Here is a 24,578-nt window from a genome sequence, read left to right as displayed (position 1 = left end):
CGTAACCAATTAGAAAGGTGGTTATTATGCATAACTTATTAACCAAACAGGAAATTCAGTTACTTTCCCTAATTGAATACTTGTATGACAGTAAAGAAAAAGTCCCCATGCAAGTACTCCGGCGAAAATATGAATTTTCCCATTACAATATCAACAATTTATTGAATCAATTAACTTTATTAATTTCTCGAGTCAATACACATGAAAATGTACATATTCGCATTATTAATAATCAACAGTCCATAGAATTAGTCGCCGATGAAAATATCCCGATTGAGTTAATGAAAGAAGCCGTAGTCCGCGGGTCATTAACCTATATGTTAGCCTTAGATTTACTTTTAAAACGCTACACTTCAGCCAAAGATTTTTGTGAAGAGCATTTCATTAACTTTTCTATCTTTAAACAAGTCAGTGACCGTTTAAACAATTATCTAGCTAGATTTAATTGTTATTTAAATTTAAAAAGGCGAGAAAAAATTTGTGGCAAAGAGAAAGATTTTCGTAGTTTCTTTTACTCCTTATTTTTCATTTCAGGAACTTCTCTCGTTCCTTTTTTATCTAAAACCAATCAAGCGCAATTGCAGAATTTTATTGAAATCATCAAAAACCGTTATCCTTACTTTACATATACCGATTTACGCAAATTAAAATTAATTATGTCCATAGGTTTACTCCGTTACCAATCTGATTTTACAATCAGCGATTATCCTGAAATTGCTACGATCAATTTAGCCTTTCCTTATTCAGAATTTCAATTATTAGTGAATGATTGTTTTATTAATGAACAAAAAGAACCCGACACATGGCGGGCTGAAATTCGTTTCTACTATGATTTTTTCAGTACATTAACGATGTATTCACTTGAACAAATAGAAACGGTCAACTTTGCCAACTTAGCGATTATGGGCATGGATGAAAGTCCCCATGTCACCTGGATTTTTGAAAAATGTACGCAATTACAGTTGGATTTAAGCGCAATAGAAGTTGTCTTTTTGTTGGTTAATTTATCCAATGCCAGTGAACGACTAATTCATTTTCCTGTGGAAGAGGAATTAAGCTATGAGGTTGCTAACGTCTCTTTGTATGAAAAGCAATATCCAAACGTTTCGCGAACAACCAACTACTTCTTAAAGCGTTTGCCTTTTGACAAAGAGCACCCACTAGATGCATTATTTAAAGAAACCATTTTTTTAATTATTCGGAGTGTTTTATTAAACAAACAAATTCCGGTTAAAATTTTGCTTCATTCATCTATTAATCAGATACAAGAAAATTGGTTAGCAAAGGAAATCAATAATTATTGTGATGTTCCTTTGAAATTCGTCAATCATATTCAAGAAGTGCCTGACCTAGTCATTACTGACAAAAATAATCCGCTTTTTCACGCCAGTAAAACTTTTTATTGGCATCCCGTTCCTTATTTAGACGAATACTATAACCTAAAACAAGTAGTTCGCAAAATTTATTTTGCCAAATTACGTGGGGAAAACAGTTTGGAGGGAATCGGATGTTAACAGGATTACTTGATGTACCTTATCGTAAAAGTTTTGCTCTTTTAGAAGAGTTACTCGAACGTCGTGAAGCAGAAGAACAAACATTGGCGATTTCTACTTTAGCGACTCAATTAAAAATGCAACAAAATACCATTCTACAATCTGTAGCTTTGCTCCAAACAGAAATTGAAAAAAACGGCTGGGAGAACTTATTTTCTTTGTCGGCAAACGCCAAAGAAATCACATTTTGGTTTGCACCCTATTTCCAACTATCGTTCTTGATGCCTTACTTTGTCAAAAAAAGTTTCGCATATCAAGTGTTGACCTACGCCTTTAATCATAATGCAATTGATAGCAAACATTTTGAAAAAGTCCTAGAAATTTCTTCGTCAACCTTTACACGAAAAATTGGTCAACTAAATCAATGGCTTCAAAAATATCAGATTGAAATCAATTTAAAACGTACCAATGTGTTGGTGGGCAAAGAAAAAGATATCCGGATTTTCTTTATGATGCTTTTTTGGAACAATTATTCTGAAGGAGACTGGCCGTTGCACACGATCACTAAAAAAGAAGTCCATAGTCTCTTTCGACGTTTAAAACATTCTGTTTCCTTCAATACAACACAAGATTTTACAAAAGACTTGATTTTTTCTGCGGTGATTTTAGCGCGTTGGAAAGAGGGCTTTTTTATCAAAGAAACTTTCGTAGAGGAAGAAGCGATTGTTAATCCCTTTGTTAATCTGAGTGAATTTGAATTATTTTTTAAAGAAGAAGCTTTACACCAAGTTCCAACAAAATTTATACAAAAAGAAGGGCTTTTTGCCTTTTTCTTATTAACGATTAGTGTCAGTTACGCCACACAAGAGGTCTTGGAAATTCCAGCAGCTCGGATGCATATGGTCCAGCTGTTAGGCTCGCCCATTAAAGAGATTATTTATCAACTGACGTCTTTTTATCAAATTAAATTGACATTTCACGAGTATCTTTATCTATATACTTCTATCCAAAATTTAAGTGTCTTTTTTAAGACCTTTGTTACGATTGCCAATCCATTTGTGCAAGAAAGCTTTTTAAAAGAAGCACTTCAAAAAAATCCGAGTCTCTACAAAGATGTGAAGCGACTTACAATCGAAATGCTTCCAACATTGATGGGCAATGAAAAATTGTTAGTTGACTGCTTGTTCATTCTTTTCTGTACACTGAAAACGAAATCTTTACCACCGATTCGTGTCTTAGTACGGACCAACCAAAGTAACTTAATTTTAGATACCCTTTATGAAAAGCTAAGTAAAGCCGTGGATAAAAAATTAATTTTTGTCGCTTCACCAGAAAAGCCTTTCGATGTAATTATTACAAATATCTTTTCAGAAATTAGTGTCAAATCAACGATTCCTACTTATTATGTTGATTTTTCTGCTAGCATTGGTGAACTAGCACAGAGCTTAGAAAATTTAAATACACAAATTGTCACCAAACAAAGTCCACGCCACTTTTAAAAGTTTTCACGTGAAACATTTTAAGTGATAAAAATAAGCAAGAGGAGGTCGGGACAGAAGTGTTTAGCTCCGAGAACCAAGTAGGTACTGTTCAACATCTATTTGCTTTGCAAATAGTGTTTCTCAGCAATAAGAAGGAATTTCCGAAAATTGTCATAAAACACAACGAGGTACGAGTTGATGTTGCATGATACCTACCTGGTGTTCTTTAATTTTTGGAGAATTTCGGCTTATTTCCGAAGGAGTTGCTTCTGTTCCCGCCGTTTATCAGTTTTTGAGCATGGAGCAAAAATCCAAAGTGATTTTTGTCCCACGCTCTTCTTGCTTATTTTCTTTAAATTACAAAAAACGTCAAAAGGTAGCAGAAAAATTGCTACCTTTTGACGTTACGAAAATTTTTCAATGTTCCACTCTAGTGATAACGAAGCGTAGAACATTCATTTACTAACTACTCACTTTACATGACGTTATTATTTTCTGTCACCAATTCTAGCTCTTGCAAGTAATGATCCAAAGTCGCGTGATGTTGATCGACATCGGCTAACTCTGTTTCAATTTTAGCTAAACGCGTGTTCATGCGTTGAATTTCCGTTAGTGTTTGTTGTAAAACGTTTAAAATCCGTTCATCGTTAGGCATTGAAATCACTCCTTGTTCATTTATAGTTCTGAGCCGTGTTCAATCTCTTCAATCGTTTCAAGAGACAAATCTTTGGCATCATTTTTAGCTTTGTGGAAGACCATATATAAAATGGTACAAACGATTGGGATACAGCCTGCTAAGAAGTACATTTGTTGGAATGACATAAAGTTACGTAATTCACCTAAAACGTACGGACCAACCCCTAATCCAAGGTCTAAACCGATGAAATAAGTCGATAAAGCAATCCCGATACGGTGAGGACTTGGACTTTCTTGAAGACAAACCGCTTGGCCATTTGACATGAAGGTACCATAACCTAAGCCAATTAACCCACCTGAAACTAATAACATCCAACCAGACGTAGTCATACTTAATAAGAACAAGCCTAGTGTTAAGAAAATGTAGCTCGGATACATGACGTAGCGTTCCCCTTTGACATCGAAAATCCGACCTGTCGATGGACGTGTTAAGGTAATCACGACTGCATAGACGATAAAGAAGAAGGTGCTGACGTCAACTAAATCGATTACTTTGACATAAGAAGATAAGAAAGATAAGACACTTGAATAAGCAAGACCCATTAAAAAGGCGATAAATGTAATAAATAAAACTTTCTTTTCAACAAAACTATCAAAATTCCATTTAGATAAAGCTTCACGATGTTCAGGTGTTAATTCAATATTTTTCACTGGGAAAATGAAGCAAGCAATGGTTGTTAACAAAATTAAAATAATTGAAAAGTTAATAATGACATGGAAGTTGGAAACATTTAACAATAACATCCCAATAAATGGTCCAATGCCGGCTGCTAAACTAGTACTCAACCCATAATAATTGATCCCTTCCCCTTTTTTGTTTTTAGGAATATAGGCGGTGACAATCGCGTTGGTCGCTGTCGAAACGGTTCCGTAACCAAACCCATTTAAAAAACGGACCAGATAAAGAATGCCCATACTTGGCATATACATATACGCAACAGTCGTTAAAAGATAAAACAAAGCCCCATAACGTAAGACTTGTTTGCGCCCAATCAGTTCAAGGAGTTTTCCCATGAAAAGTCGTGCAAGCAATGTCCCGATGATGTAAATTCCTGAGGCCAGACCCGCTTGACCTAAAGTAGCATGTAAGCTATCTTGCGCAATCACCGCAATAATAACCATTAATAAATAATAAACAAGATAGACAATGAAATTAATCACTGTAATACTGATAAAGCCTTTATTCAAAAGCTTTGTTGGTGTTTGTTCTGTCATAATTCTTTGAATTCCTCTCTCTTTTGTTCTGTTTATTTTTTGTTGCTATTTTTCAATAAAAGACCGCTATCCCCTCACTTTGATGACTTATCAAAAAATTTTCTGAAATTCATTTGCAGTTATTACTATACGAGATATCCGTTACAAAAAAATGTAAATTTGTGAATGATAAACGTTATCTACAAATAACTTCAACAAATGTTGTTGATTTTTGTTGAAAAGCCAAAATAACTAATGATTTTAATTAAAATAAGCTCTTGGCTAATTGCTCAAAATTTACTTTTCATACGAAACTTCCTCATACATAGAAAAAGAAAAATAGGGCATAAGTCGAAACGACTTATGCCCTATTTTTTTAAACTTTCTCTATTTTCGTCCTAAAATCCATGAAACGATGGCAACTAAAATCACTGCCCCGATAATCGATGGCACAATAGCCATCCCAGCTAAACTTGGTCCCCATGTGCCTAAAATGGCTTGACCAATTGTTGAACCAACTAACCCTGCAATGATATTGGCAATAATGCCCATTGATGATCCTTTTTTAGTAATTGCTCCAGCGATTGCCCCAATGACACCACCGACAATTAATGCCCAAATAAAGCCCATGATTGTTTCCTCCCTTTAACTGTTTATTCTACACGTGGTTCCATATTTTCTTTGACTTGTTCTGTTCCTTTATTCACAGCTTTTTTTGCTTTTTCTGTTTGTTCAGAAGCAAATTCACCGGTACTTTTGGCAGCGCCTGTGACTTTATCTTGAACCGTTTCGCTATCTTCTTCGTATTCTTCTTTTGATTTGATATCAACTACGTTAACATTCACTTCAATCACATCTAAATGGGTCATTTTTTTCACTTCACGGCTGATTAATTCTTTCATTTTTTCGTAAATGTCTTGAATATCTTTGCCGTATTCTACCACGATATCCATATCAACAGCGACTTGTTTTTTACCAACTTCGGTATCAATACCAGCTGTGACGTTATCTGTGTTTACTAATTTTTCAGCAATATTTGAGAAAAAGCCGCCATCGACTGTCAATAGACCATCAACATTTTCTAAGGCTAAACCGATAATTTTTTGAACGACTTTATCTTCAAATGTTAATTCACCTTTGATTGCATGATCTTCTGGTGTGTGTGGTCCGTTTCCTGCTGGTTTTGGTACATTATTGAATTTTTCGTTACTCATGGTTCATTCCTCCTAGTTTCTTCTATTATTGCTTTATTTTTAATAAAATAATAACCAATTATTGAACACGAGGTGCCGTGTTTTCTTTGACTTTTGTCTTGCCTTTAGTTACCGCATGTTTGGCTTTGTTGGTTTGTTTTGACATAAAACTACCTGTCGCTTCAGCGGCGTTGCCAAGTTTATCTTGGACCGTTTCACTTTCTTCTTGGTACTCTGCTTGTGTTTTGATATCTACTACGTTGACATTGACTTCGATTACTTCCAAGTGAGTCATTTGTTGGACTTCACGAGTAATAACCTCTTTCATTTGATCATAAATGGTCTCGATATCTTTCCCATATTCGGCTACAATGTCCATATCCACTGCGACTTGTTTTTTGCCGACCTCGGTGTGAATGCCTGTTGTAACATCGTCACTATTAATCATTTTATCTCGTAAATTCGAGAAAAAACCACCGTCCACAGTTAACAAACCGTCGACTTCTTCCAAAGCAATGCCAATAATTTTTTGGATTACTTTATCCTCAAACGTCAACTCACCTTTAACAATCGATACATTTGCATTTTCCATAGCCAAAACCTCCTATTTATGATGAAAATAATTTTTGACAATGCCTGTCTGTTCCAAATACAAACCTAGCCAAATACCTAGTCCTGTCAGGAGTACTACTAACAATGTTTTAAAGAAGCCGATTGACAGAAACAAGATTGCAAAAACCAAGCCGACTAGGCCACCAATTAACGGAACGGCATATTGTTTTATCCATTCAACCATTGTACATCCCTCCTACTCCACACGTGCTTGTGTTTGCTGTTGTTGTGGTCGTTTCATTGATTGAATATCTTCAAAATGAACATCAATCGTAATCTTGTGACCAGTTCCCACCAAACGAGCAAGCCGTTCTTCCATTGTTTTTGACCAAGCTTCTGTTTGTCCAATTAAATCTGCCGTTCGTTTCAGTGTGCCTTTGACATTGACCTTAATGCGCCGTTTTGTCGCCTTTACACGAATGGTTGGTGCTTCCAGAAAGTCGCTGTCTTGCAAGCTAGAGCGTACAAATCCTTCGATGGCTTTACGGTGTAACACTAACTTTCCTTGCTCTTCTTTTAATTCAAACGTGCCTTTTCTTCTTGGGAATAAAAGAATGAATAAAAATAGAAAGAGCATAATTCCTAGTAAAACCAGCGCTACCCAAAAGATTGCTTGACGTGCGTACTCGTTGTCTTGCAAGAACCATTGGACATTATCTGGTGGTTGCCAAGCTGTATCGGCTGACCAAGTGGTGATGGCCACCGCGCCAAATAATGCCATTAAAATCAGTGAACCTAGAAGCAAAAGTATTTTAACAACTTTATTCACGGAACATCCCTCCTAAAGATTAATTGCTTCTCCACCAGTTACGCCATAAACTTGAGCCGTAACATAACTTGCATCATTGGACGCCAAGAAAACATAAACAGGGGCTAATTCAGCAGGCTGACCCGCACGTTCCAGTAAAGAATGTTGCCCAAATTCTGGCAACTCTTCAATTGGTTGTCCATGATCTAACTGTAACGGTGTCCAGATTGGTCCTGGAGCCACGCCATTTACCCGAATGCCTTTTGGTGCCAGTTGTTTTGCTAAACCAACGGTAAAGTTGGCAATTGATGCCTTCGTTGCTGCATAATCCAACAAATGCTCACTGGGATTAAAAGCTTGGACGGAAGTCGTTGTCACAATGCTACTTCCGGCAGGCAAGTGAGGCACTGCTGCTTTGACAATGCCAAACATCGCAATAATATTGACATGGAAAGTGTCTATCACTTGTTCCATTGGTAATTCTTCAATAGCGGCACAGGAAATTTGTTGGGCTGCATTTAAAACGAGGGTATCCAAGCCGCCTAATGCTTCATGAGCTTGTGCAACCAATTTTTCAGGTGCCTGTTTATCTCTTAAATCTGCTGGCAAAAGAATGACTTTTCGGCCAGCTTCTCGTATATAGTGCGCCACTTCTTCGGCGTCTTTTTCTTCACCTGGGAAAAAATGTAAGGCGATATCTGCGCCTTCGCGAGCAAAAGCAATCGCCGCCGCTCGTCCAATCCCAGAATCACCGCCTGTAATTAATACCCGACGATTTTCTAATTTGTGATTTCCGACATAGCTGTCTTCCCCACAATCTGGTTTAGGGACCATTTTGTCCTGTAATGCGGGAGTTTCTTGATCTTGTTGCGGAAATCCATCACTATAAAATAACTTTCTTGGGTCTTTTAAGTTTGGTTCTGTCATTAAATCTCCTCCCTTTCTACTATTACCTTAATACAATTTTTTCTTTTTGAAAAATATTTGAGCACATAAAATAAAAAAAATATTTTTAATACTCATTAAGCGAAATTTTTGGCAAAATTATCTAAAAGCTGATTTTATTTTTCAAAATAGCGTTTAATTGACCTTTTTTATCAACATTTGTTATTGACATATGATGTCCAATTCGCTTAAATAAGAAAGAAGCCCAACAGGCAAAAACAAAAATATTTAGAGATAATTGAGGAGTTACCGCCAATGAGAAATGTTTTACAAGACTACTTAGATGAACATTCCTTTAGAGTCGTTGTAAAAAAGAAGAAAAATTATTTAACTTATGAAGGACTGCAAGATCGTTATGCCTATATTTTAAAAAGTGGCATCATCAAAACTAGCGTTATTTCCAAAGACGGTCGTGAATTTAATTTACGTTATATCAACAATTTGGAAATTGTTTCATTGCTACGTGATGAATATTCAGAATTTATTGATGCACCTTTTAATATTCGCATCGAATCTCCACAAGCAGAACTTTACCAAATCGACCGTGTTCAATTTTGGCGGGATATCAATAATAGTAAAGACTTGCAAATGTATGTCAAAGAATACTATCGGGACCGTTTAATGCATTCCATGAAAAAGATGCAGCAAATGTTGATGAATGGCAAATTTGGGGCCGTTTGTACACAAATCTATGAAATGTACGATTCATTTGGCGTAGAAACAGAGGAAGGTATTTTAATTGATTTCGTGGTGACCAATGAAGAAATTGCGCATTTTTGTGGGATAACTTCTGCTAGTAGCGTTAACCGGATGATGCAGCAACTAAAAGAGTTAGGGGCAATTGAACTACGTAACCGCAAAATTTTGATTAAAGATTTAGATATGATTAGAGATAACATTATTGTTTAACATCAGCACCCCCCGCAAGTTTGACCTTGCGGGGGTGCTTTTTATTTTTCAGTGACAATATTCAATGGAAACTGACCTTTTTCTAAATTAAATGTCCGACCAGCCGTCAGCTGAAGCATTTCTTTTTTCATGCCTTCCGCCAAACGTACATCGCCAAAGCTTTCAATCATATCAATAACGGCGATTACTTCTTTATAATATCTCATTTTGCCAGTGTACAGATAATACGTAAGATTTTTTAAGTAACGTAAGTTAAAATGAATATAGTAGATTTCAGCAGGAATCGTGGTAACACTCACTAGCGCTAAATATTCCCGAGCTTTTGCATAATTTTTCTTATAAAGTTCCCCAGTAATGATATTTAGGTAAAAACCATAGGCAACATTTAGTGTTTGGGTATCACGTAATTCAGCATCTTTGACAGGAAACATCTGCTCAAGAATCTGAAGGACTTCATTTTCAGAAAACAAGGCGGCAGGATTAGTCACCATTTGATAATCGTAGTATGTATAGTAGCTTTTGCTAGAAATAAGCGCGAGAATTACCATTCGATCGGTTTCATCAAATTCTGGAATTTCCTCCCAATCATTACTAAACGTTAATTTAATATCTGTGTAAATAGACATTTCCAACGCATTTTTATGAGGATTGCGCTCTAATTGATAAAAATAATGAATCAGATTCTTTTTTTCACTTGTATTGTTCAACCCCATTTGACAACATTCAATTTGATGTTTGACTTCTGAAGAAGCCATGATTCTCGTATCAGATACCATAAAAAAAAATTCATTAAAAGTAATCCCCAATGACTGTAACGCCGTCATTAAATCCTCGTAACTTAGCTTGGCTTCACCAATTTCGATTCTTCGATAGGTTTGTTTCCCCTTTTTTGGCAAAACATCTTTCTGAGCAATTTTTTTCTTTTTTCTAAAATATTTTAGAGCACCTAGCACATCCATAATATCCTCCTTTTATAACAAAAATAATATTAAATATTATTTTTTTATTAACGTAAAGATCCAACAATACCTGTACAAATTAAAAAAAATCAGAGAAAACATTAATAAATATTTCAAAATATCCATTTTTATTATTTCCATAATTATAATATTGTAATATTTTGATAATCACAAAAACTTATATACTTAACTCCCCTTGAAAAAATCAAAAGAAATGTTCTATAATAGAAGTCAATATAGCTAACAAAGAAGGAGGTTTTGCATATGTTTGGTTTTGATATCAGCTTATTCCTTATCACACTATTCCGTTAAACCCACTCTTCATTAACCATTGTACAATCAATCCCATTGAATATCTATTTCATTTTTATTAAATAACACTTTTAATAAAAGTACATATCTTTTTATTTTTAGATATTTACTTTAATTAAATGAAATATATTTATTTAAACAAATAAATTACATTTAATTAAATCAGAGGGGAAGAGATTGTAGCAAGTGAAGAAAAAAACAGCTCTTGAGTGATATTTTCTCAAGAGCTGTTTTTCTATTTTATTTCAAAAGCGGTTTGCGTTGTGGGGTTATTACTTAATAAGGTGTTTTTATACAGTAAATAGTACGCTGCCGCTGACCAACTAAAGTTTTTCGTACTCAGGCCTTTCCCTGTCAGTGGATCATAATTTTCATGAATAGGTCCTTCTCCCATCAATCCTTCGGCATGTAAGAAGAGTTTTTGTGTCATTTCTTTTGCTTCTTTTGTATAGTCATAGTTTTGAAGAGCTTCTACACCAAACAAGGCTTGATCAAGCCAAACTGGTCCCCGCCAATATTTCGTTGCAGCAAATTTTTCATTGTCTTTGGATGCCGTTGGGAATGGCATAAAGGTATTGAACATTTCTTGATTCATCATGTTTTTCTTAACTGCCGCCGCCTGTTCTTTGGTCGCTACTTTTGCCCAAAGCGGCAACCAGCCTTCTGTTCCTTTGCCACGATTGACTAACAATTTTGTTTTCGAGCCGTCTTCATTTATTTGTAAGTCATAGAAGAAGCCCGTTTTTTCATCAAACATATTTTCTTGAATATATTTTTTTAGTTTCTTCGCTTCTTTTTGATAGTTCTTATAGTCCTCTTTTTTGCCTAGTTCTTCTGCTATCGAAGCTAAATAGCCCTTTTCAGCGTAGAGATACGCATTCAAATCCACTGATTCTTGATTAATTGAATACCCCACTACTTTTCCTTTATTTTTATTTTCAAAAACTTTAACTCCATCATCGCCTTTGCCCACACCTTCTTTGTCAAACCGTGTAGCGTTATCCATGCCACTTTCCCACGCGGCTGCTTCAATAACAGCATCATCGTCCACTTTAGGTTGGCCATTTTTATCTTTAATGATTTGATCCTTGTCGTCTTTTTGCCAGTGGGCATCACTGACCATGCTTCCATATTCTGCTATCCCATTTTTATTGTGGTCTCTGTTGGTATACCACCAATTATGATAAGCCACAAGTTTGGGATACATTTCTTTTAAAAATTCCTTGTCTTTGGTTTCTTGATAAATATGCCAAACTGCCCATGCAGCCAATGGTGGTTTAGAATTTCGTTCATTCCAGTTGCCACCTTCACCACCACGCGCACTGTCTTGATTGTAAAAGACAGCATCAATGATCGCTCCTGCATCTTGTGGACGTACGGTATCATCTTTTTTAATTTGATAATCAAACAAGGCACGCATATTATTTTTAGCTAACTCGGGATTAAAATCAGCCGTTGCTACATCCGCTTTCCACGAATCCCAAGCCCACATACCAATAAACCATTTATAAGACATGGATGGAACAATCCCGTCATGCTTAAAGGCACCTGCCGCACTTCGCCAATTGGTATTAATCGTTTCAATCGATTTGACTAGCGCATTTTGATATTCAGGAAATTCTGCTGTTTTCTTTTGATCAAACGTTTTATCTAGGTATCCTTGCCATCTTTGCTTGTTCTCTTTGAAATAGCGCGCCGCATTTTTGGTATATTCGGGTGCTTGTTGTTGTTCCTTTGCCTCTTCTTCTTTTGTAAAAGTATAGCTTTCTGTCGTATAGGTGTTGTACGTTTGTTTAGGCTTCAATTCAATAGGTTCAGCGGTCGCTGTATAATTCCGATTATCAATTTTTGTTGAAACTTTATCCGCATGATGAATCGTATATTTTGTGTCTTTCGTAGCAAAATAATTCCACGTTTCTCTGACTTCGCCAAAATTCACTTGAATGTCATTGTCTTTAGCAGTTAAACGAGTACCAATATCTAAGGTTTCCGTTCCCTCTTGAATTTTGTCAAAGACCGCACCTGTCCAGCTTGCTTCAAGTGACAAGGGCTCTTCACCAGTGTTTTCAAGTGTCGTTTGGATAAGCGCCGTTCGATTACTGACAAAAATTAAAGCTAAATGAATCGTTAGATCGTCTAATTCATAGGTTTGCTCTAGGCGCCCAGGATAATAAGACAGGTCCATGCGGTTGCTTTGGCTTAAATCATAGGTTTCTCCCGTTTTTTTATTTTTGACCGTTAATTTGTTTAAACTTGCCGCCAAGTTTACTGGATATTCTTCCGCAATAATCAATGGCCCTGCAAAACCACCCAGTAGCTCTTTATTGCTTTTTTCAGGTAAATAGTAGCCATGCCATGCACCTAAATCAGAAAAATTATTAAAATAATTGGTATCGTATACGCCATTCGTCCGTTCGGTTGGTGATGCACTCACATCTAAAACATTTGCAAATTCATCAACTTTTGTTCTTTCAACACTTGCTTGCACTTCCCCGCTTAACGCAAAACAGCTGACTACGGTGATTCCTAACGCTAACCAAGTAGACACCCGTTTCTTTTTTGATAAACCCTTCATAAAACCCCTCCTATAAAAATGATAGCGCTTTATACACTGATTTATTATCAGCAAGGACTATGCCAAACGGAGTGTATCCCTTTTCATTATTGAAAGATTCAGCTTTCTCTAGAAAAAAAGCGACCGTATCGAAGTGTATTTATCAAAAAATAACGAGTGTATCGATAGTGTATTTAGTTTATGCTTGATTCTGTTTTATTTTCGTAGCTTCTACAAATTTTTCAGTAATTTTTTGCGGTCGTGTAATAACAGATCCCACCACCACGCTATAAGCACCTAGCTCCAGAACACGTTGGACTTTTGCTGGCGTATCAATCATTCCTTCTGCAATGATTGGTGTAGTAAAATGCTTCTTTGCTTCTCTTAACAGTTCAAAATCATTTTGTTCAATCCGCTGATTTTCACTTTGCGGCGTATAGCCGACTAACGTTGTGCCAATATAATCAAAACCTAACTCCGCCGCTTCAATCATCTCTTCCAGCGTGGAACAATCTGCCATCCATTCTTGGTTAGGATACTTTTCTTTTATTCTTTTGAAAAATGTGGCTAACGTTTCGCCATTTGGTCGTTTCGAATGGGTTGCATCGAGAGCGATAATTTCTGGCTGAACAGCCATTAATTCATCTACCTCACGCATAGTTGCGGTAATATATACTTCTGCGCCAGGATAATCTCGTTTAATAATCCCAATGATTGGTAAATCAACCTCTTTCCGGATTGCTCGAATGTCTACCACAGAATTTGCTCGAATACCTTTAGCCCCTCCTTGTTTAGCGGCCAAAGCCATCTTGGACATGATAAAGGAACTATGCAACGGTTCGTCTGCCAACGCTTGGCAAGAAACAATTAATGCCCCTTTGATTTCTTTATTCAACATTAATCCCTCCAATTTAAAAGCGTTTACAAACACAGTATACCTACAACAGCTGAAATATGCCACTCTTCTAAATAAGAACAAACGTTTCACGTGAAACAAAAGAAAGCAAGCGGTTAAGGCTTGCTTTCTTTTGACTTATTTTTAATTTTTACGACCCTCTAAATAATCATACCCAAAATGTGCATACGCAAATGGCGTTGCAATTCGTCCTCGCGGTGTTCGTTTAATGAAACCTTTTTGAATAAGATAGGGTTCATACATATCTTCCACCGTTTCGGTTTCTTCACCGATATTTACAGACAAGGTACTTAAACCAACCGGACCGCCGCCGTATAAATCAATCATTGTTTTCAACAATTTTTGATCGACATAATCCAAGCCTTGATGGTCCACTTGCAGTAAGGTTAACGCTTTGTCTGCAATCGCTCGGTCGATTTTGCCATCTGATTGGACTTGGGCAAAATCACGGACACGTTTTAACAAACGATTAGCAATTCGGGGGGTTCCTCTTGAGCGGCGCGCAATTTCAAAGGCACCTTCCTCAAAAATCTCCGTTTGAAAAATATCCGCGGAACGAAGAACGATTTCTTTTAAATCCTGCTCTTGATAATACTCCATGTGAGAAATAATCCCAAAACGATCTCGTAATGGCGCTGAAAGCATCCCTGCCCGTGTGGTAGCGCCCACTAAAGTAAAAGGCGGTAATGGAAAATGAACGGGATGTGCCGTGGTTCCTTGACCGACCATGATATCAATGTAAAAATCTTCCATTGCGGAATACAGCATTTCTTCCACAACTCGCGGCAAACGATGAATTTCATCGATAAATAACACATCACCAGGCTCTAATTCGTTCAAAATAGCGACTAAATCTCCCGCCCGTTCGATGGCTGGTCCACTTGTGGTACGAATGTTCACATTCATTTCATTGGCGATGACCATCGCCATTGTCGTTTTCCCTAAACCTGGCGGACCATAAAGAAGGGTATGATCCAACGCTTCATTCCGATTTTTCGCCGCTTCAATATAAATCGTTAGTTCTTGTTTTACTTTGTCTTGACCAATATATTGTGCTAAAAATTGTGGACGTAACGATTTTTCAATTGAAGCTTCTGCTTCTTGACTTGCAGCTGAAAGCAACCGTTCTTCTTCTGTCATCGTTATTCCTCCTTAGCGTTTCATCATGAATTTTAACGCATTGCTCAAATAAACATCTGTCGTTGTCTCACCTAACGCTTCCAATTGCTTAGTGATACGCTTAATCTCTCGGTCACTGTAGCCTAGGGCACTTAATGCTTCTAACGCTTCTGCCAATGCTTGATTGCTTGTTGTCACCACTTCGGTTGCGGTCATGGCAGCCACCGCTGCTTCGGAAGACTCTAATTCTCCTAGTTTTCCTTTTAAATCTAAAATCATTTGTTGGGCTGTTTTCTTGCCAACACCTGGGAACTTCGTTAAATATGTAACATCTTCCCCTTCAATTGCATTGATTAAACCACCATGATCAGCCACAGAAGCCATGATAGCTAAGCCACTTTTAGGGCCAATTCCAGAGACACTGATTAATTTTAAGAACAATTGTTTTTCTTCTAAACTGCCAAAACCAAATAATAGCTGTGCATCTTCCCGCACGACTTGGTGAAGATATAGTTTAATATCCGTATCCATTTTTCCTGAATAGCGATACGGGTTATCGACTGAAATCTGATAGCCAATGCCATTTGTTTCAACGACAATATAGTATGGGCTAACAAACGTTACTTTTCCAATAATATATTCGTACATGTTGTCACCTTTCCAATTGCTGATTGCGTACATATGTTCCATTTTAACACAAAGCATCAAAAAGCCATAGCGGAGAATTTTTTATCATCGACCTTGGCTACATCTATTTGTTACTTTTCACTCACTAGGGAATTAAAAAGTGCGTACTGTTTTTTTTGACATGCTTGCGTAATAATAGCGGTAGCTTCAAAAAAATAACCAAAAAGGAGACTACATACATGAAATTAAGTATCTTAGATCAATTAACGGTTCCTAAAAATCAATCAGCAAGCGACACATTACAAGAAGCCAAAGAGCTCGCTCAATTAGCGGAAAAACTTGGTTACACAAGAATTTGGTATGCCGAACATCACGGATCAGACGCCTTTGCCAGTGCAACGCCAGAAATTTTAGTTGCACATATTGCTAGTGCCACTGAAAAAATTCGTGTTGGCGCGGGTGGCATCATGACCATGCATTATGCGCCATTTAAAGTCGCAGAAACGTTTAAAACGTTAGCAGCTTTATATCCTGATCGAATCGATTTAGGCATGGGCCGCTCGCCTGGCGGCAGCCCTTTAACTACGTTGGCGTTAAATAATGGTCAGCCACCGCAGCTAGACCAATTTGATAAATTACCTGAAATTTTACTCTTTTTAAGAGAGGAATTTCCTGAAGATCATTTATATTCTAAAATTTCAGCTGTTCCGCGGGAAGTTCTATTACCACAACCTTGGTTACTAGGTGCTAGTAAAGAAAGCGCACGTTCAGCTGGTGAATATGGCATTAATTTTTCCTTTGCGCAGTTTATTCATGGACATTTACCCAAAGAAGTATTGTCAGCATATTACAAGCATTTCCGACCAGTAACTGAACAACAAGAGCCTCAAGTGAGCGCTGCGTATTTCACTTTCGCCGCCGACACGAAAGAAGAAGCAGAATACCATGCGGCTAGTTTTGAGCATTATATCTTTGCCACCGAACATGGGCTTCCAAATAAATTTTTATCGCCAGAAGAAGCCCTAGCTTTCCCTTACAGTGAAATGGACAAACTGGTTTTAGAACAAAATAAACAACGCTTTGTCATTGGCAGTAGCCAAGAAGTTGCGGAGTTTTTCCACCAACAAGAAGAACTAGGGTTGACAGAAGCAATGCTAATCACCCCAGGTTATGACAAACAAACGCGCTTTCAATCGTTTGAACGCCTAGCAAAAGAATTATTATAGAAAGGAAATGAGAAATGTTAGAGGTTTTAAAAAGAATTAATACGCTTGCACAAAAAGAGCGTGAACAAGGTTTAACATCTGAAGAACAAGCTCTTCGTGTCGATTTGCGACAAGAATATTTGCGGACCATTCGTGAACAATTCAATAAAACATTAATGGGCGTCACTATTTATGATCCTACTGGTGAAGATGTGACCCCAGAAAAATTAAAAGAAGAACAGCAGAAATATTTTGATTAAAAGAGACACAGAACAGTCGATTTGACTATTCTGTGTCTCTTTTTAACTACTCTTCTGTTACATATGTCCACTTATAATCATATTGTGCGCCAGCACCATGGGCAACGACGCCTTTCACTTCTTTACTGCGTAGATGGGCAGTCGCCTTTTGATAAAGTGGTGCTAAAGCGGTCTCTTCACCAATCAATAACTTCTCAGCCTTAACCATGTCTTCCCAACGTTTTTCAGGATCTGAAGCATCTCTTGTAGCTGAAGCCTCAATCAACTCATCGTAGGCTTTACTTGAAAAACGCCCGCGATTATAGTTATTACCAGTAACAAAAAGGTCTAAGAAACTACTTGGATCTGCGTAATCCGCAGCCCAACCACCTAAGATTGTCTCAAAATCGCCGCGACTACCTCGATCAATTCGAACTGAAAACGGCACTGGGCTCACTGTTACATCAATACCCTCTAAAGTATCCTTTAACGTACCTTGAATATATTCCGCTAACTTTTTCGTAGAATCGACATCATCGGCAACAATATCCATTTTGAGTGTTGTTATGCCCAATTCTTTCTTCGCTTTTGCCCAATATTCTTTTGCTTTTTCTGGGCTATATTCAACAATTTTTTTATTTTCATCAGCAAAATCTTTGTCATCTGTCGGCGAATACGACATCCCTTCTGGAATTAAGCCGGTAGCGACTACTGAGCCGTCGCCTAAAATTTTATCTACTAATGCGTTGCGATCAATCGCTGCTGAAATTGCTTTGCGTAAATTCACATTATTATACGGTGAATTTTTATCTCGCTGATTAAATTCCAAATAGCTGGTTCGTGCTTCTTTTTCGATAACCAATTCTGGATCCTTCGCCATTTGCTGGGCCAATTCGCCACTTAAAATAACATCGTCTGCCTGGCCATCTTGGAATAAGTTCAAGGCAGTTGGCGCCTCCTTGACAACATCAAAATTGATTTTATCTAATTTGACATTGTCTTTATCCCAATAGTTTTCATTTTTTTCCAAAGTCCAATTGGTATCTGAGCCAGCCCCTTCAAAGTTAGCTAAGACAAACGGACCATTATAGACTGCTTTTTCACTGGAAGCAGCGTAATCTTTGCCATATTTCTCTACGGTTGCTTGATGTTGCGGGAAAAATAGTGGAAAGGCCAGTAAATAATCAAAATATGGTGTTGGTTTTGCCAGTTTAATTTCTAGCTCGTAATCCCCGTTTGCTTTAATGCCTAATTCAGAGACTGGTTTCTTACCAGCTACAATATCTGCGCCGTTTTCAATCATTTCTAGAAAATAAGCATACTCAGCGCCAGTCTGAGGATCTGCTGTACGTTGCCAACTAAAAACATAATCGGCAGCTGTGACAGGATCACCATTGGACCATTTTGCTTCTTCTCTTAGTTTCACTGTGTACGTCAGACCATCATCACTGACTTGCACTTTTTCTTTAGCCCCTGCTGGTTGCGGCTTGCTTTTATCATCTAAACGATAAATTCCTTCATACGCATTATTCAGTGCCGTAAAACTAATTGTATCTGTTCCTAAAGATAAATCTGCAGAAGGCATTTCTTGTTGAACTACTACTTTAAATTCTTGTTTAGCGGCGGTTTTCTCTGATCCGCCTTTTGCTTTTTCGGCGCCAGCTCCCCCATCACCACCACAAGCAGCTAAAACTAACAGCGTTGTTAAACTTAACCCGATAAGTCCTTTTATACGTTTACTTTTCATGCCTTTCTCCCTTCACAGAAAAAACTCTTCATTTTTTAATTTTTAGAATATTCTTATAATACTAAAATTAAAAACAAATGGCAAGCATTAAAATAAAAAAAGAACCAATCCCGAAGGACGGTTCTTAAAAATGACTAACTAGCTTTGTTACGTCGTTTATAAATATACCAGCCAGAAGAAGAAAGTCCAACGAACAGTAAACCATATAACGCAAGCGCTTCTGTTTCTGTACCTGTTTTAGGTAAAAAGCCGCCATACTTTTTCTTCTCTGTTACGGATGGATTGCTCTGTCTTGCTCCCGCTTGGTTTTGTTTATTGGTTGCTACTGGTGTTTCTGGTGTTGGTGTTGGATCTGGTTTCGGGTCTGGTTTTGGATCTGGTTTTGGATCTGGTTTTGGATCTGGTTTTGGATCTGGTTTTGGATCTGGTTTTGGATCTGGTTTTGGATCTGGTTTTGGATCTGGTTTCGGATCTGGTGTTGGCGTCTCTCCTCCACCGATTAACTCTTTGTATGCTTCTTCCGAAATAGAAACAATTCGTTCGCCTGGGAATGGTTCTTTATATTGTGCTAAATCAATCGTCGTTGCTGCACGATACAACCGCAAGCTGGTTGCACTTTTCAAGTATTCAATTAAGACAGCATCTAGTGAGATTCCTTCTTCTCGTTCACCACCTAGCATATCGTAACCATCACCACCAGCAGCTAAGAAATCATTGGTGGCCATCCGGTATTGTTTCTTCTCATCTAACGGTTCAAACTTTTGTGTTTGTCGATTTTTAATTTCTATTCCTAATACGCGACTACCGACAATCGTTTGTCCTGTTTCATTGCCTTCGTCACTAGCCAAGCGAGTACCTGGTTTTGTGGAATCATAGTGGATACGAATGGAGCTTGAAACATGTAGGAAACCACCATTTGCGCCAAGTTTTGGTTGGCCAGCATCATCTAGTAAAATTGTGCCATTCTCATCTTTTTGTGGAATCGAACGAACAGACATTTCAAACATTTCTTTAACTTGAGCGCCGGTTACTTGAATTTGCGCAATGCTATTGCCAAAAGGTAACACAGCAATGACATCCCCAACTTTAATCGGTCCTTGCTTAATATCAGCGCGAATGCCGCCACCATTAGTTACTGCAAAATCAGCAGGTTGACTAAATGCGTCTTGGCCATATGACATAATCGCATCACCAATCAAATTCCCTAAGTTGGTCTCTCGTGTGCGCACATTTTCTCGTTGTCCATCCAATGTGAATGGAATATAATCGACAATTACTTTTTCATTTTCAGCGTTAAAATTCGTACGTGCTTCATCAACGATGGCTTTAACTGCCGGGTTTTCTGGCAATTCTAGCAACTCTGCTGCTGAAATCAATTTTGCTGTTTTCTTAGTTGGTTCACTCTCTGGTGCTGTGACAATTCCAACATTATTTAAATAATTACCTGTTTGAGCATAGATCACTTTGCCATAACGTTTGCCACTTTCGACGGCTGTATGCGAATGTCCATCAATCACAGTGATATCTAACTCAGGATATGTTTGACTAAGGGTTTCTGCTAGCGTATCACCACGCCAGATATGCGGCGTCGTTTCATCTACGCCTAAATGCCCAGTAACCACGAAAGATTGAATATCCGCGTACTTCTCTTTAATTTCCTTAATCACTGCTTCTACTTCTGGAATCGGGTCTTTAAATGTCACCTTCTCCACGTTTTTCGGGTGTGTTTTCGTTGCTGTTTCTGGGGTCGTCACACCTACAATGGCAAACTTTTTCCCGGCTTTTTCTACGATTGTATACGGATCAAAAACCCGTCCACTGCCATCTTTGTAATACGTATTACTAGATAAAATCGGAAAATTCAGTTGATCTTTATAACCTAGTGCAATCTCTAAACCAAAATCAAACTCGTGATTTCCCACCGCCATGGCATCATAACCAACTTCATTCATTGCTTTGGCCATATCCGCGCCTTTGGAGAAATTGGAGATTGGTAATCCTTGGAAAACATCCCCTGCATCCACCATCAAGGTTGGGTTTTCTTGGTCTTTAAAGGTTTTTAGACGCGCCATACCTAATTCGCCTTTCCCTGCTTCTAATCGTCCATGAACGTCATTTGTGTGCATAATGGTATATGCATTATCTAAATCAAAGCCCGCATTACGGACGTCTTGTTTCGTAATAGCGGCGGCGTTTGGTGTACGTCCATCAGGAGAAGTCGGAATTTGAAGAGTGCCGTCATTCACTAATTCGATTGCTTTGGCACGCCATTTTTCATCAAAATTTGTCCCAATAATTGACCAATTTTGTTCGATTTCTTGTTCTGGATCAAGCGTTCCTTTTTTCTTAATATAATCAACAATCATTCCTCGTAAGGTTTCTGGATCAGAATTTTTAATAGGTTCCCCTACTTGAATCCCTTGGCTAGCTAAACCGCCGTAACGATAATTATTCATAGCAATCGTATATTCTTTGGCAGGATCCAGCGGTTGGCCGTCAATTTTCGCATCTACAATTCGTTCACCCACTGGTTTTGAAATGTCAATCTTGTAGTCCACTCCAGAAATCATGTCATAGTTATATACACGAATGTTTGGATTAAAACTAATGGTCAAATCATCTGGCTGTGTTTGGTTATAGTACGCCCCTTGTTTTTCTAAATACTTCAGTAAGTTTTCACCGTTAATGGAGACACTCACTAAGGTATTCGGGTATTTGTAGATATCAAAAATCGTGGCATAGGAAATCTTCCCCGCAGGTAATTTACTGTCGTATTTAAACAGCGCTGCCGCACTTAATTGTGCGCCTGTTACTTCTTTTTGAACGTTATTAATTAAAGAAATCATCGCTGTTGGTTGTAATTGTGCTTCGGGAATTCCTTTAATTTCTTGTTTTGGTAAAAAATCAGCTGTTGCTGTGCCGATCTCCTCCTGAATAAACGCTCGCGTTTTTTCATGGTATTCTTTTGTCGCTGCCTTAACTGCTTCATCTGCTGGAACATTCGTTGTTGGTACAATCGTTGCTGTACCTTCTTGCACTTCCCACTTATCGGCATTTTTAGCAACTGAAAGATCAATTTTGACAACCTCTGTCCCCGTATCTTTCGGTCCCCCTACCGGTACAGTTTTTCCATTCGGCGCTGCTCCTTGCTTGGTAAAAGAAAGGTGGTCATGACCCAGAATATACGCATCAATCCCCGCGACATTTTCAATTACTTGGTCGGCGCTGGCAGCCGGATCACTATTTTGTTGTCCCGCATGAATCGAGGCAACAATAATGTCAGCCTGATCGTTAGCTTTCAACTCAGTAACTGCTTTTTCTGCTTCTTCTTTCAAAGGTAAAAAATTAAGCGAAGTAACACGAGGGCCATCCCACAAAGGAATGTGCGGGATTGTTAAGCCGATAATCCCAACTTTTAAATCTGGCTGCCCATCTTGATTAAGATCAAGTTCCTTCGTGGTAGTCCCTTCAACAAAACGACTACCATCCTTATTGTAGGTATTCGCAGACAAGATTGGAAAAGTGGCTTCTTGTTGAATTTTTTTGATTAACGGTAAACCAAAATTAAACTCATGATTCCCCAAAACCATTGCATCATACTTCATCACATTCATGGCGGTGATCATTGGATGGGTCTTTTCATTCACTAAAGGTGCTTTATTATACAAGTCATCTGTTAAAATAGTGCCTTGAATATTGTCGCCATTATCAATTAAAACGGTGCCTGCTGGGTTTTGTGCCCGGACTTGGTTGACGACTGTACTTACTTGGGACAAACCAACTGGTAGTTCTTTATCATCTTCATAAGACCAATTCCATAATTGACCATGAACATCTGACGTACCTAAAATTGTTATTTTTTGCGGCGTGCTCGTTTCTTCTTTTTCAGCGGTTGACGTTTCTAAATTCGTCGTCTCTGTTGGTGCTGTGGTTTCTTGTGACTGCTTGACACTGTCACTCGTAGCCTGATTTGGTGCTTCTTGTTTGATGTCTGTTGTTTCCTGTGTGATGACTGGTTCTTGTTTTCTACTTGAATCGGTGGTACTTGTTACTGCTTCTGAACTTTGTTGACTCGTTGTTTCTACTGCATATGCCGTACTGGATAATTCCATTTAACGCAAACAAAAAAACCTCGTTCCCTAGAAGAGAGCGAGGTTTTTTATGGACCATACAGGACTCGAACCTGTGACCGAACGGTTATGAGCCGTTTGCTCTAACCAACTGAGCTAATGGTCCTAAAAAGAGCCACCTTAGAAAGGCGACTCAAGAGAAATTTAATAAGTGTGTTATTATTTGACACTACCTATAAATATTTTACTATACTTTATTTCACGACTGGAAACATAGCTTCTAAGCGATTATACCAAGGAGCGTTTTTGTTCCATTTATCTTGTCCGTAGAAAGGAATATCTTTTCCATTGTTTCTCTTGTATAGGTCCTCAATGACTTTCATTTCATCCGGATGAGACACACGTCTTGTATTCACTCCGTTACAAAACATTACCGTCCAAGCATCTCCATTCCATTCTAGTTTACCCGTCTTTGAATTAATTGGTCTTTCGTATAAACATTGCATAGTCGTTTCTCCACCTTTTATATTATTTTGATTGTTATTATTTGAATTGCCATTGCCTTCGTTTGGATTGCCCATATATTTTTTTATTTGGCTAATAAAATAGTCTTTTACGGCATTTGTTTCTTTTCCATGCAATTCCCACGAACGGTGAGGACATGCCGTAGGAACAAATTCTTTGTGTAATCTTACAGTATCTCTATTAGGATGCATTCCCCAAAACTTCATATCTTCAGCAACTTGTTTAAATGTCATTTGTTCATTAGCTAAAAAATCGGCATCGCTAGCACCCATTGATTGACATACTTCATAGCCAACATAGTTCAAATTACCTTCTGGATTCGCTGTGTGCCATGCTGCATTGAATGTATCTTCTACACGTGCAATTGTATTCCGATCAATATAATAATGAGCAAAACCATTCGCCAGTTGTGTAGGAGACATTACAGCCAAACCATTGACATATTGTGTAGCGGTCGCATAAATACTTCCAGCATCATTATGAATTACAATACCTTTTGGCGTTGGATTGGGACGTTTACCAGCAATCCCTCCACAAACAGATTGATTAATCACTTGCACCATCTTTAGGTTCACCGCCTTTATCATTTTCATCTTTTAATTTACTTAAATGCTCCTTAACCCATGAAGGAAAAGGAACGCCTAACTGCCCTAAGTTTTCAATAATGGAAATACCATACACTGCTATATAAAATAAGACAAATCCAGTAGCGATTGATTCTAGACCCATGATTTTTAAGTATGGATAAGCAATACTTACTAGGCAAACCACTAAAAGATGTTTTACCAATCCTAGCAATCCTTTTGTGCTATTCCCCTCCTTAATGAAAATCCCTTTACATAATCCTGTTAAAATATCACCTAACACAATCCAGACAAACACTTGGATAAATCCGTTAGAAATCATATTCTTAAATTCTAGTATCAACGCTTGATTATCAATAATCACCATATTTTCCACCTTCCAATAATAAAAACCGCCTAGCTTTTGCTAAACGGTCTCTTATAAATATTTAAATTAAATTTTGATTTTAC

General features: G+C 37.8%; 21 protein-coding genes, 1 tRNA gene and 1 pseudogene. 5 read left to right on the top strand and 18 right to left on the bottom strand.

Annotated features, from left to right (window positions below; genetic code table 11):
• Positions 1-26: 26 nt before the first annotated feature.
• A complete protein-coding gene (locus IGL07_RS00610) occupies positions 27-1,514 on the top strand; it encodes a helix-turn-helix domain-containing protein (RefSeq protein ID WP_010711885.1) in 1,488 nt (495 codons plus the stop codon).
• Positions 1,508-2,992 carry a helix-turn-helix domain-containing protein gene (locus tag IGL07_RS00605; RefSeq protein ID WP_010711884.1) on the top strand — a complete coding sequence of 495 codons (1,485 nt, stop codon included), beginning with the start codon at positions 1,508-1,510 and terminating at the stop codon, positions 2,990-2,992. Before IGL07_RS00610 ends, IGL07_RS00605 begins: the two co-directional genes overlap by 7 nt.
• A 457-nt stretch (positions 2,993-3,449) precedes the next feature.
• Here the strand turns inward: IGL07_RS00605 and IGL07_RS00600 are convergent, their stop codons facing one another.
• From IGL07_RS00600 to IGL07_RS00565, 8 genes are all read right to left on the bottom strand, one after another.
• The gene (locus IGL07_RS00600; protein WP_002381345.1) at positions 3,450-3,629 is read right to left on the bottom strand and encodes a hypothetical protein; all 180 of its coding nucleotides are present in this window, start codon (positions 3,627-3,629) and stop codon (positions 3,450-3,452) included.
• A 20-nt stretch (positions 3,630-3,649) separates the two neighbouring features.
• A complete protein-coding gene (locus tag IGL07_RS00595) occupies positions 3,650-4,885 on the bottom strand; it encodes an MFS transporter (protein ID WP_002356101.1) in 1,236 nt (411 codons plus the stop codon).
• A 366-nt stretch (positions 4,886-5,251) separates the two neighbouring features.
• A complete protein-coding gene (locus tag IGL07_RS00590) occupies positions 5,252-5,494 on the bottom strand; it encodes a GlsB/YeaQ/YmgE family stress response membrane protein (RefSeq protein WP_002356092.1) in 243 nt (80 codons plus the stop codon).
• Positions 5,495-5,517: 23 nt separating this feature from the next.
• Positions 5,518-6,078 carry an Asp23/Gls24 family envelope stress response protein gene (locus tag IGL07_RS00585; RefSeq protein WP_002356090.1) on the bottom strand — a complete coding sequence of 187 codons (561 nt, stop codon included), beginning with the start codon at positions 6,076-6,078 and terminating at the stop codon, positions 5,518-5,520.
• A gap of 58 nt (positions 6,079-6,136) precedes the next feature.
• Entirely contained in the window at positions 6,137-6,649 is a 513-nt protein-coding gene (locus IGL07_RS00580; RefSeq protein ID WP_010816949.1) for an Asp23/Gls24 family envelope stress response protein, read from the bottom strand.
• Positions 6,650-6,661: 12 nt separating this feature from the next.
• Complete coding sequence (locus tag IGL07_RS00575) at positions 6,662-6,853, bottom strand: DUF2273 domain-containing protein (RefSeq protein ID WP_002356087.1); 192 nt, start codon at positions 6,851-6,853, stop codon at positions 6,662-6,664.
• A 12-nt stretch (positions 6,854-6,865) separates the two neighbouring features.
• On the bottom strand, positions 6,866-7,438 hold the full coding sequence (gene amaP, locus IGL07_RS00570) for an alkaline shock response membrane anchor protein AmaP (protein ID WP_002381343.1): 573 nt from the start codon (positions 7,436-7,438) through the stop codon (positions 6,866-6,868).
• Positions 7,439-7,450: 12 nt separating this feature from the next.
• Complete coding sequence (locus IGL07_RS00565; protein ID WP_002376330.1) at positions 7,451-8,344, bottom strand: SDR family oxidoreductase; 894 nt, start codon at positions 8,342-8,344, stop codon at positions 7,451-7,453.
• A gap of 273 nt (positions 8,345-8,617) precedes the next feature.
• On the opposite strand from IGL07_RS00565, the gene IGL07_RS00560 reads away from it, so the two are divergent.
• Positions 8,618-9,271: a Crp/Fnr family transcriptional regulator gene (locus tag IGL07_RS00560; RefSeq protein ID WP_002356081.1), complete on the top strand. Its 654-nt coding sequence runs from the start codon at positions 8,618-8,620 to the stop codon at positions 9,269-9,271.
• A 41-nt stretch (positions 9,272-9,312) separates the two neighbouring features.
• Here the strand turns inward: IGL07_RS00560 and IGL07_RS00555 are convergent, their stop codons facing one another.
• The 5 genes from IGL07_RS00555 to ruvA form a co-directional block, all read right to left on the bottom strand.
• Complete coding sequence (locus IGL07_RS00555) at positions 9,313-10,230, bottom strand: helix-turn-helix domain-containing protein (protein WP_002367583.1); 918 nt, start codon at positions 10,228-10,230, stop codon at positions 9,313-9,315.
• A 547-nt stretch (positions 10,231-10,777) separates the two neighbouring features.
• Positions 10,778-13,117: an alpha-glucosidase gene (gene ygjK / locus IGL07_RS00550; protein WP_010711875.1), complete on the bottom strand. Its 2,340-nt coding sequence runs from the start codon at positions 13,115-13,117 to the stop codon at positions 10,778-10,780.
• Between the two features lie 178 nt (positions 13,118-13,295).
• Complete coding sequence (locus IGL07_RS00545) at positions 13,296-13,994, bottom strand: N-acetylmannosamine-6-phosphate 2-epimerase (protein ID WP_002367581.1); 699 nt, start codon at positions 13,992-13,994, stop codon at positions 13,296-13,298.
• A 141-nt stretch (positions 13,995-14,135) separates the two neighbouring features.
• Positions 14,136-15,152 (bottom strand): Holliday junction branch migration DNA helicase RuvB, encoded by a 1,017-nt coding sequence (gene ruvB, locus IGL07_RS00540; protein WP_002381340.1) that lies wholly within the window; start codon positions 15,150-15,152, stop codon positions 14,136-14,138.
• A 12-nt stretch (positions 15,153-15,164) separates the two neighbouring features.
• The gene (gene ruvA / locus IGL07_RS00535) at positions 15,165-15,779 is read right to left on the bottom strand and encodes a Holliday junction branch migration protein RuvA (RefSeq protein WP_002361491.1); all 615 of its coding nucleotides are present in this window, start codon (positions 15,777-15,779) and stop codon (positions 15,165-15,167) included.
• Positions 15,780-15,997: 218 nt separating this feature from the next.
• On the opposite strand from ruvA, the gene IGL07_RS00530 reads away from it, so the two are divergent.
• Positions 15,998-16,984 carry an LLM class flavin-dependent oxidoreductase gene (locus tag IGL07_RS00530; RefSeq protein ID WP_002356071.1) on the top strand — a complete coding sequence of 329 codons (987 nt, stop codon included), beginning with the start codon at positions 15,998-16,000 and terminating at the stop codon, positions 16,982-16,984.
• Positions 16,985-16,998: 14 nt separating this feature from the next.
• The gene (locus IGL07_RS00525) at positions 16,999-17,223 is read left to right on the top strand and encodes a DUF896 domain-containing protein (protein WP_002356070.1); all 225 of its coding nucleotides are present in this window, start codon (positions 16,999-17,001) and stop codon (positions 17,221-17,223) included.
• 46 nt (positions 17,224-17,269) lie between these two features.
• On the opposite strand, the gene IGL07_RS00520 is transcribed toward IGL07_RS00525, so the two are convergent.
• The 5 genes and pseudogenes from IGL07_RS00520 to IGL07_RS00500 all read right to left on the bottom strand — a co-directional run bounded on the left by IGL07_RS00520 (position 17,270) and on the right by IGL07_RS00500 (position 24,495).
• Complete coding sequence (locus IGL07_RS00520) at positions 17,270-18,949, bottom strand: peptide ABC transporter substrate-binding protein (protein WP_002361487.1); 1,680 nt, start codon at positions 18,947-18,949, stop codon at positions 17,270-17,272.
• Between the two features lie 134 nt (positions 18,950-19,083).
• A pseudogene (locus IGL07_RS00515) lies at positions 19,084-23,055 on the bottom strand (5'-nucleotidase C-terminal domain-containing protein); the annotation flags it as partial.
• Positions 23,056-23,111: 56 nt separating this feature from the next.
• A tRNA-Ile gene (locus tag IGL07_RS00510) sits at positions 23,112-23,185 on the bottom strand.
• 88 nt (positions 23,186-23,273) lie between these two features.
• Entirely contained in the window at positions 23,274-24,107 is an 834-nt protein-coding gene (locus tag IGL07_RS00505) for a peptidoglycan recognition protein family protein (protein WP_048942155.1), read from the bottom strand.
• Positions 24,091-24,495: a phage holin family protein gene (locus tag IGL07_RS00500; protein WP_010716872.1), complete on the bottom strand. Its 405-nt coding sequence runs from the start codon at positions 24,493-24,495 to the stop codon at positions 24,091-24,093. Before IGL07_RS00500 ends, IGL07_RS00505 begins: the two co-directional genes overlap by 17 nt.
• Between the last annotated feature and the right edge of the window lie 83 nt (positions 24,496-24,578).

It is taken from the genome of Enterococcus sp. DIV1368f (genome assembly GCF_051712245.1).
Lineage (GTDB): Bacteria > Bacillota > Bacilli > Lactobacillales > Enterococcaceae > Enterococcus > Enterococcus faecalis.
Note: the sequence above shows the minus strand (reverse complement) of the source record. Positions and strands in the feature narration are given on the sequence as shown.

Coding starts and splice junctions, on each gene's coding strand:
- ruvA (WP_002361491.1), bottom strand. CDS start 15,779: ATGTACGAATATATTATTGGAAAAGTAACGTTTGTTAGCCCATACTAT.
- IGL07_RS00565 (WP_002376330.1), bottom strand. CDS start 8,344: ATGACAGAACCAAACTTAAAAGACCCAAGAAAGTTATTTTATAGTGAT.
- IGL07_RS00545 (WP_002367581.1), bottom strand. CDS start 13,994: ATGTTGAATAAAGAAATCAAAGGGGCATTAATTGTTTCTTGCCAAGCG.
- IGL07_RS00580 (WP_010816949.1), bottom strand. CDS start 6,649: ATGGAAAATGCAAATGTATCGATTGTTAAAGGTGAGTTGACGTTTGAG.
- IGL07_RS00500 (WP_010716872.1), bottom strand. CDS start 24,495: ATGGTGATTATTGATAATCAAGCGTTGATACTAGAATTTAAGAATATG.
- IGL07_RS00585 (WP_002356090.1), bottom strand. CDS start 6,078: ATGAGTAACGAAAAATTCAATAATGTACCAAAACCAGCAGGAAACGGA.
- IGL07_RS00555 (WP_002367583.1), bottom strand. CDS start 10,230: ATGGATGTGCTAGGTGCTCTAAAATATTTTAGAAAAAAGAAAAAAATT.
- IGL07_RS00525 (WP_002356070.1), top strand. CDS start 16,999: ATGTTAGAGGTTTTAAAAAGAATTAATACGCTTGCACAAAAAGAGCGT.
- IGL07_RS00595 (WP_002356101.1), bottom strand. CDS start 4,885: ATGACAGAACAAACACCAACAAAGCTTTTGAATAAAGGCTTTATCAGT.
- IGL07_RS00505 (WP_048942155.1), bottom strand. CDS start 24,107: ATGGTGCAAGTGATTAATCAATCTGTTTGTGGAGGGATTGCTGGTAAA.
- IGL07_RS00590 (WP_002356092.1), bottom strand. CDS start 5,494: ATGGGCTTTATTTGGGCATTAATTGTCGGTGGTGTCATTGGGGCAATC.
- IGL07_RS00530 (WP_002356071.1), top strand. CDS start 15,998: ATGAAATTAAGTATCTTAGATCAATTAACGGTTCCTAAAAATCAATCA.
- ruvB (WP_002381340.1), bottom strand. CDS start 15,152: ATGACAGAAGAAGAACGGTTGCTTTCAGCTGCAAGTCAAGAAGCAGAA.
- IGL07_RS00560 (WP_002356081.1), top strand. CDS start 8,618: ATGAGAAATGTTTTACAAGACTACTTAGATGAACATTCCTTTAGAGTC.
- IGL07_RS00610 (WP_010711885.1), top strand. CDS start 27: ATGCATAACTTATTAACCAAACAGGAAATTCAGTTACTTTCCCTAATT.
- ygjK (WP_010711875.1), bottom strand. CDS start 13,117: ATGAAGGGTTTATCAAAAAAGAAACGGGTGTCTACTTGGTTAGCGTTA.
- IGL07_RS00575 (WP_002356087.1), bottom strand. CDS start 6,853: ATGGTTGAATGGATAAAACAATATGCCGTTCCGTTAATTGGTGGCCTA.
- IGL07_RS00520 (WP_002361487.1), bottom strand. CDS start 18,949: ATGAAAAGTAAACGTATAAAAGGACTTATCGGGTTAAGTTTAACAACG.
- IGL07_RS00605 (WP_010711884.1), top strand. CDS start 1,508: ATGTTAACAGGATTACTTGATGTACCTTATCGTAAAAGTTTTGCTCTT.
- IGL07_RS00600 (WP_002381345.1), bottom strand. CDS start 3,629: ATGCCTAACGATGAACGGATTTTAAACGTTTTACAACAAACACTAACG.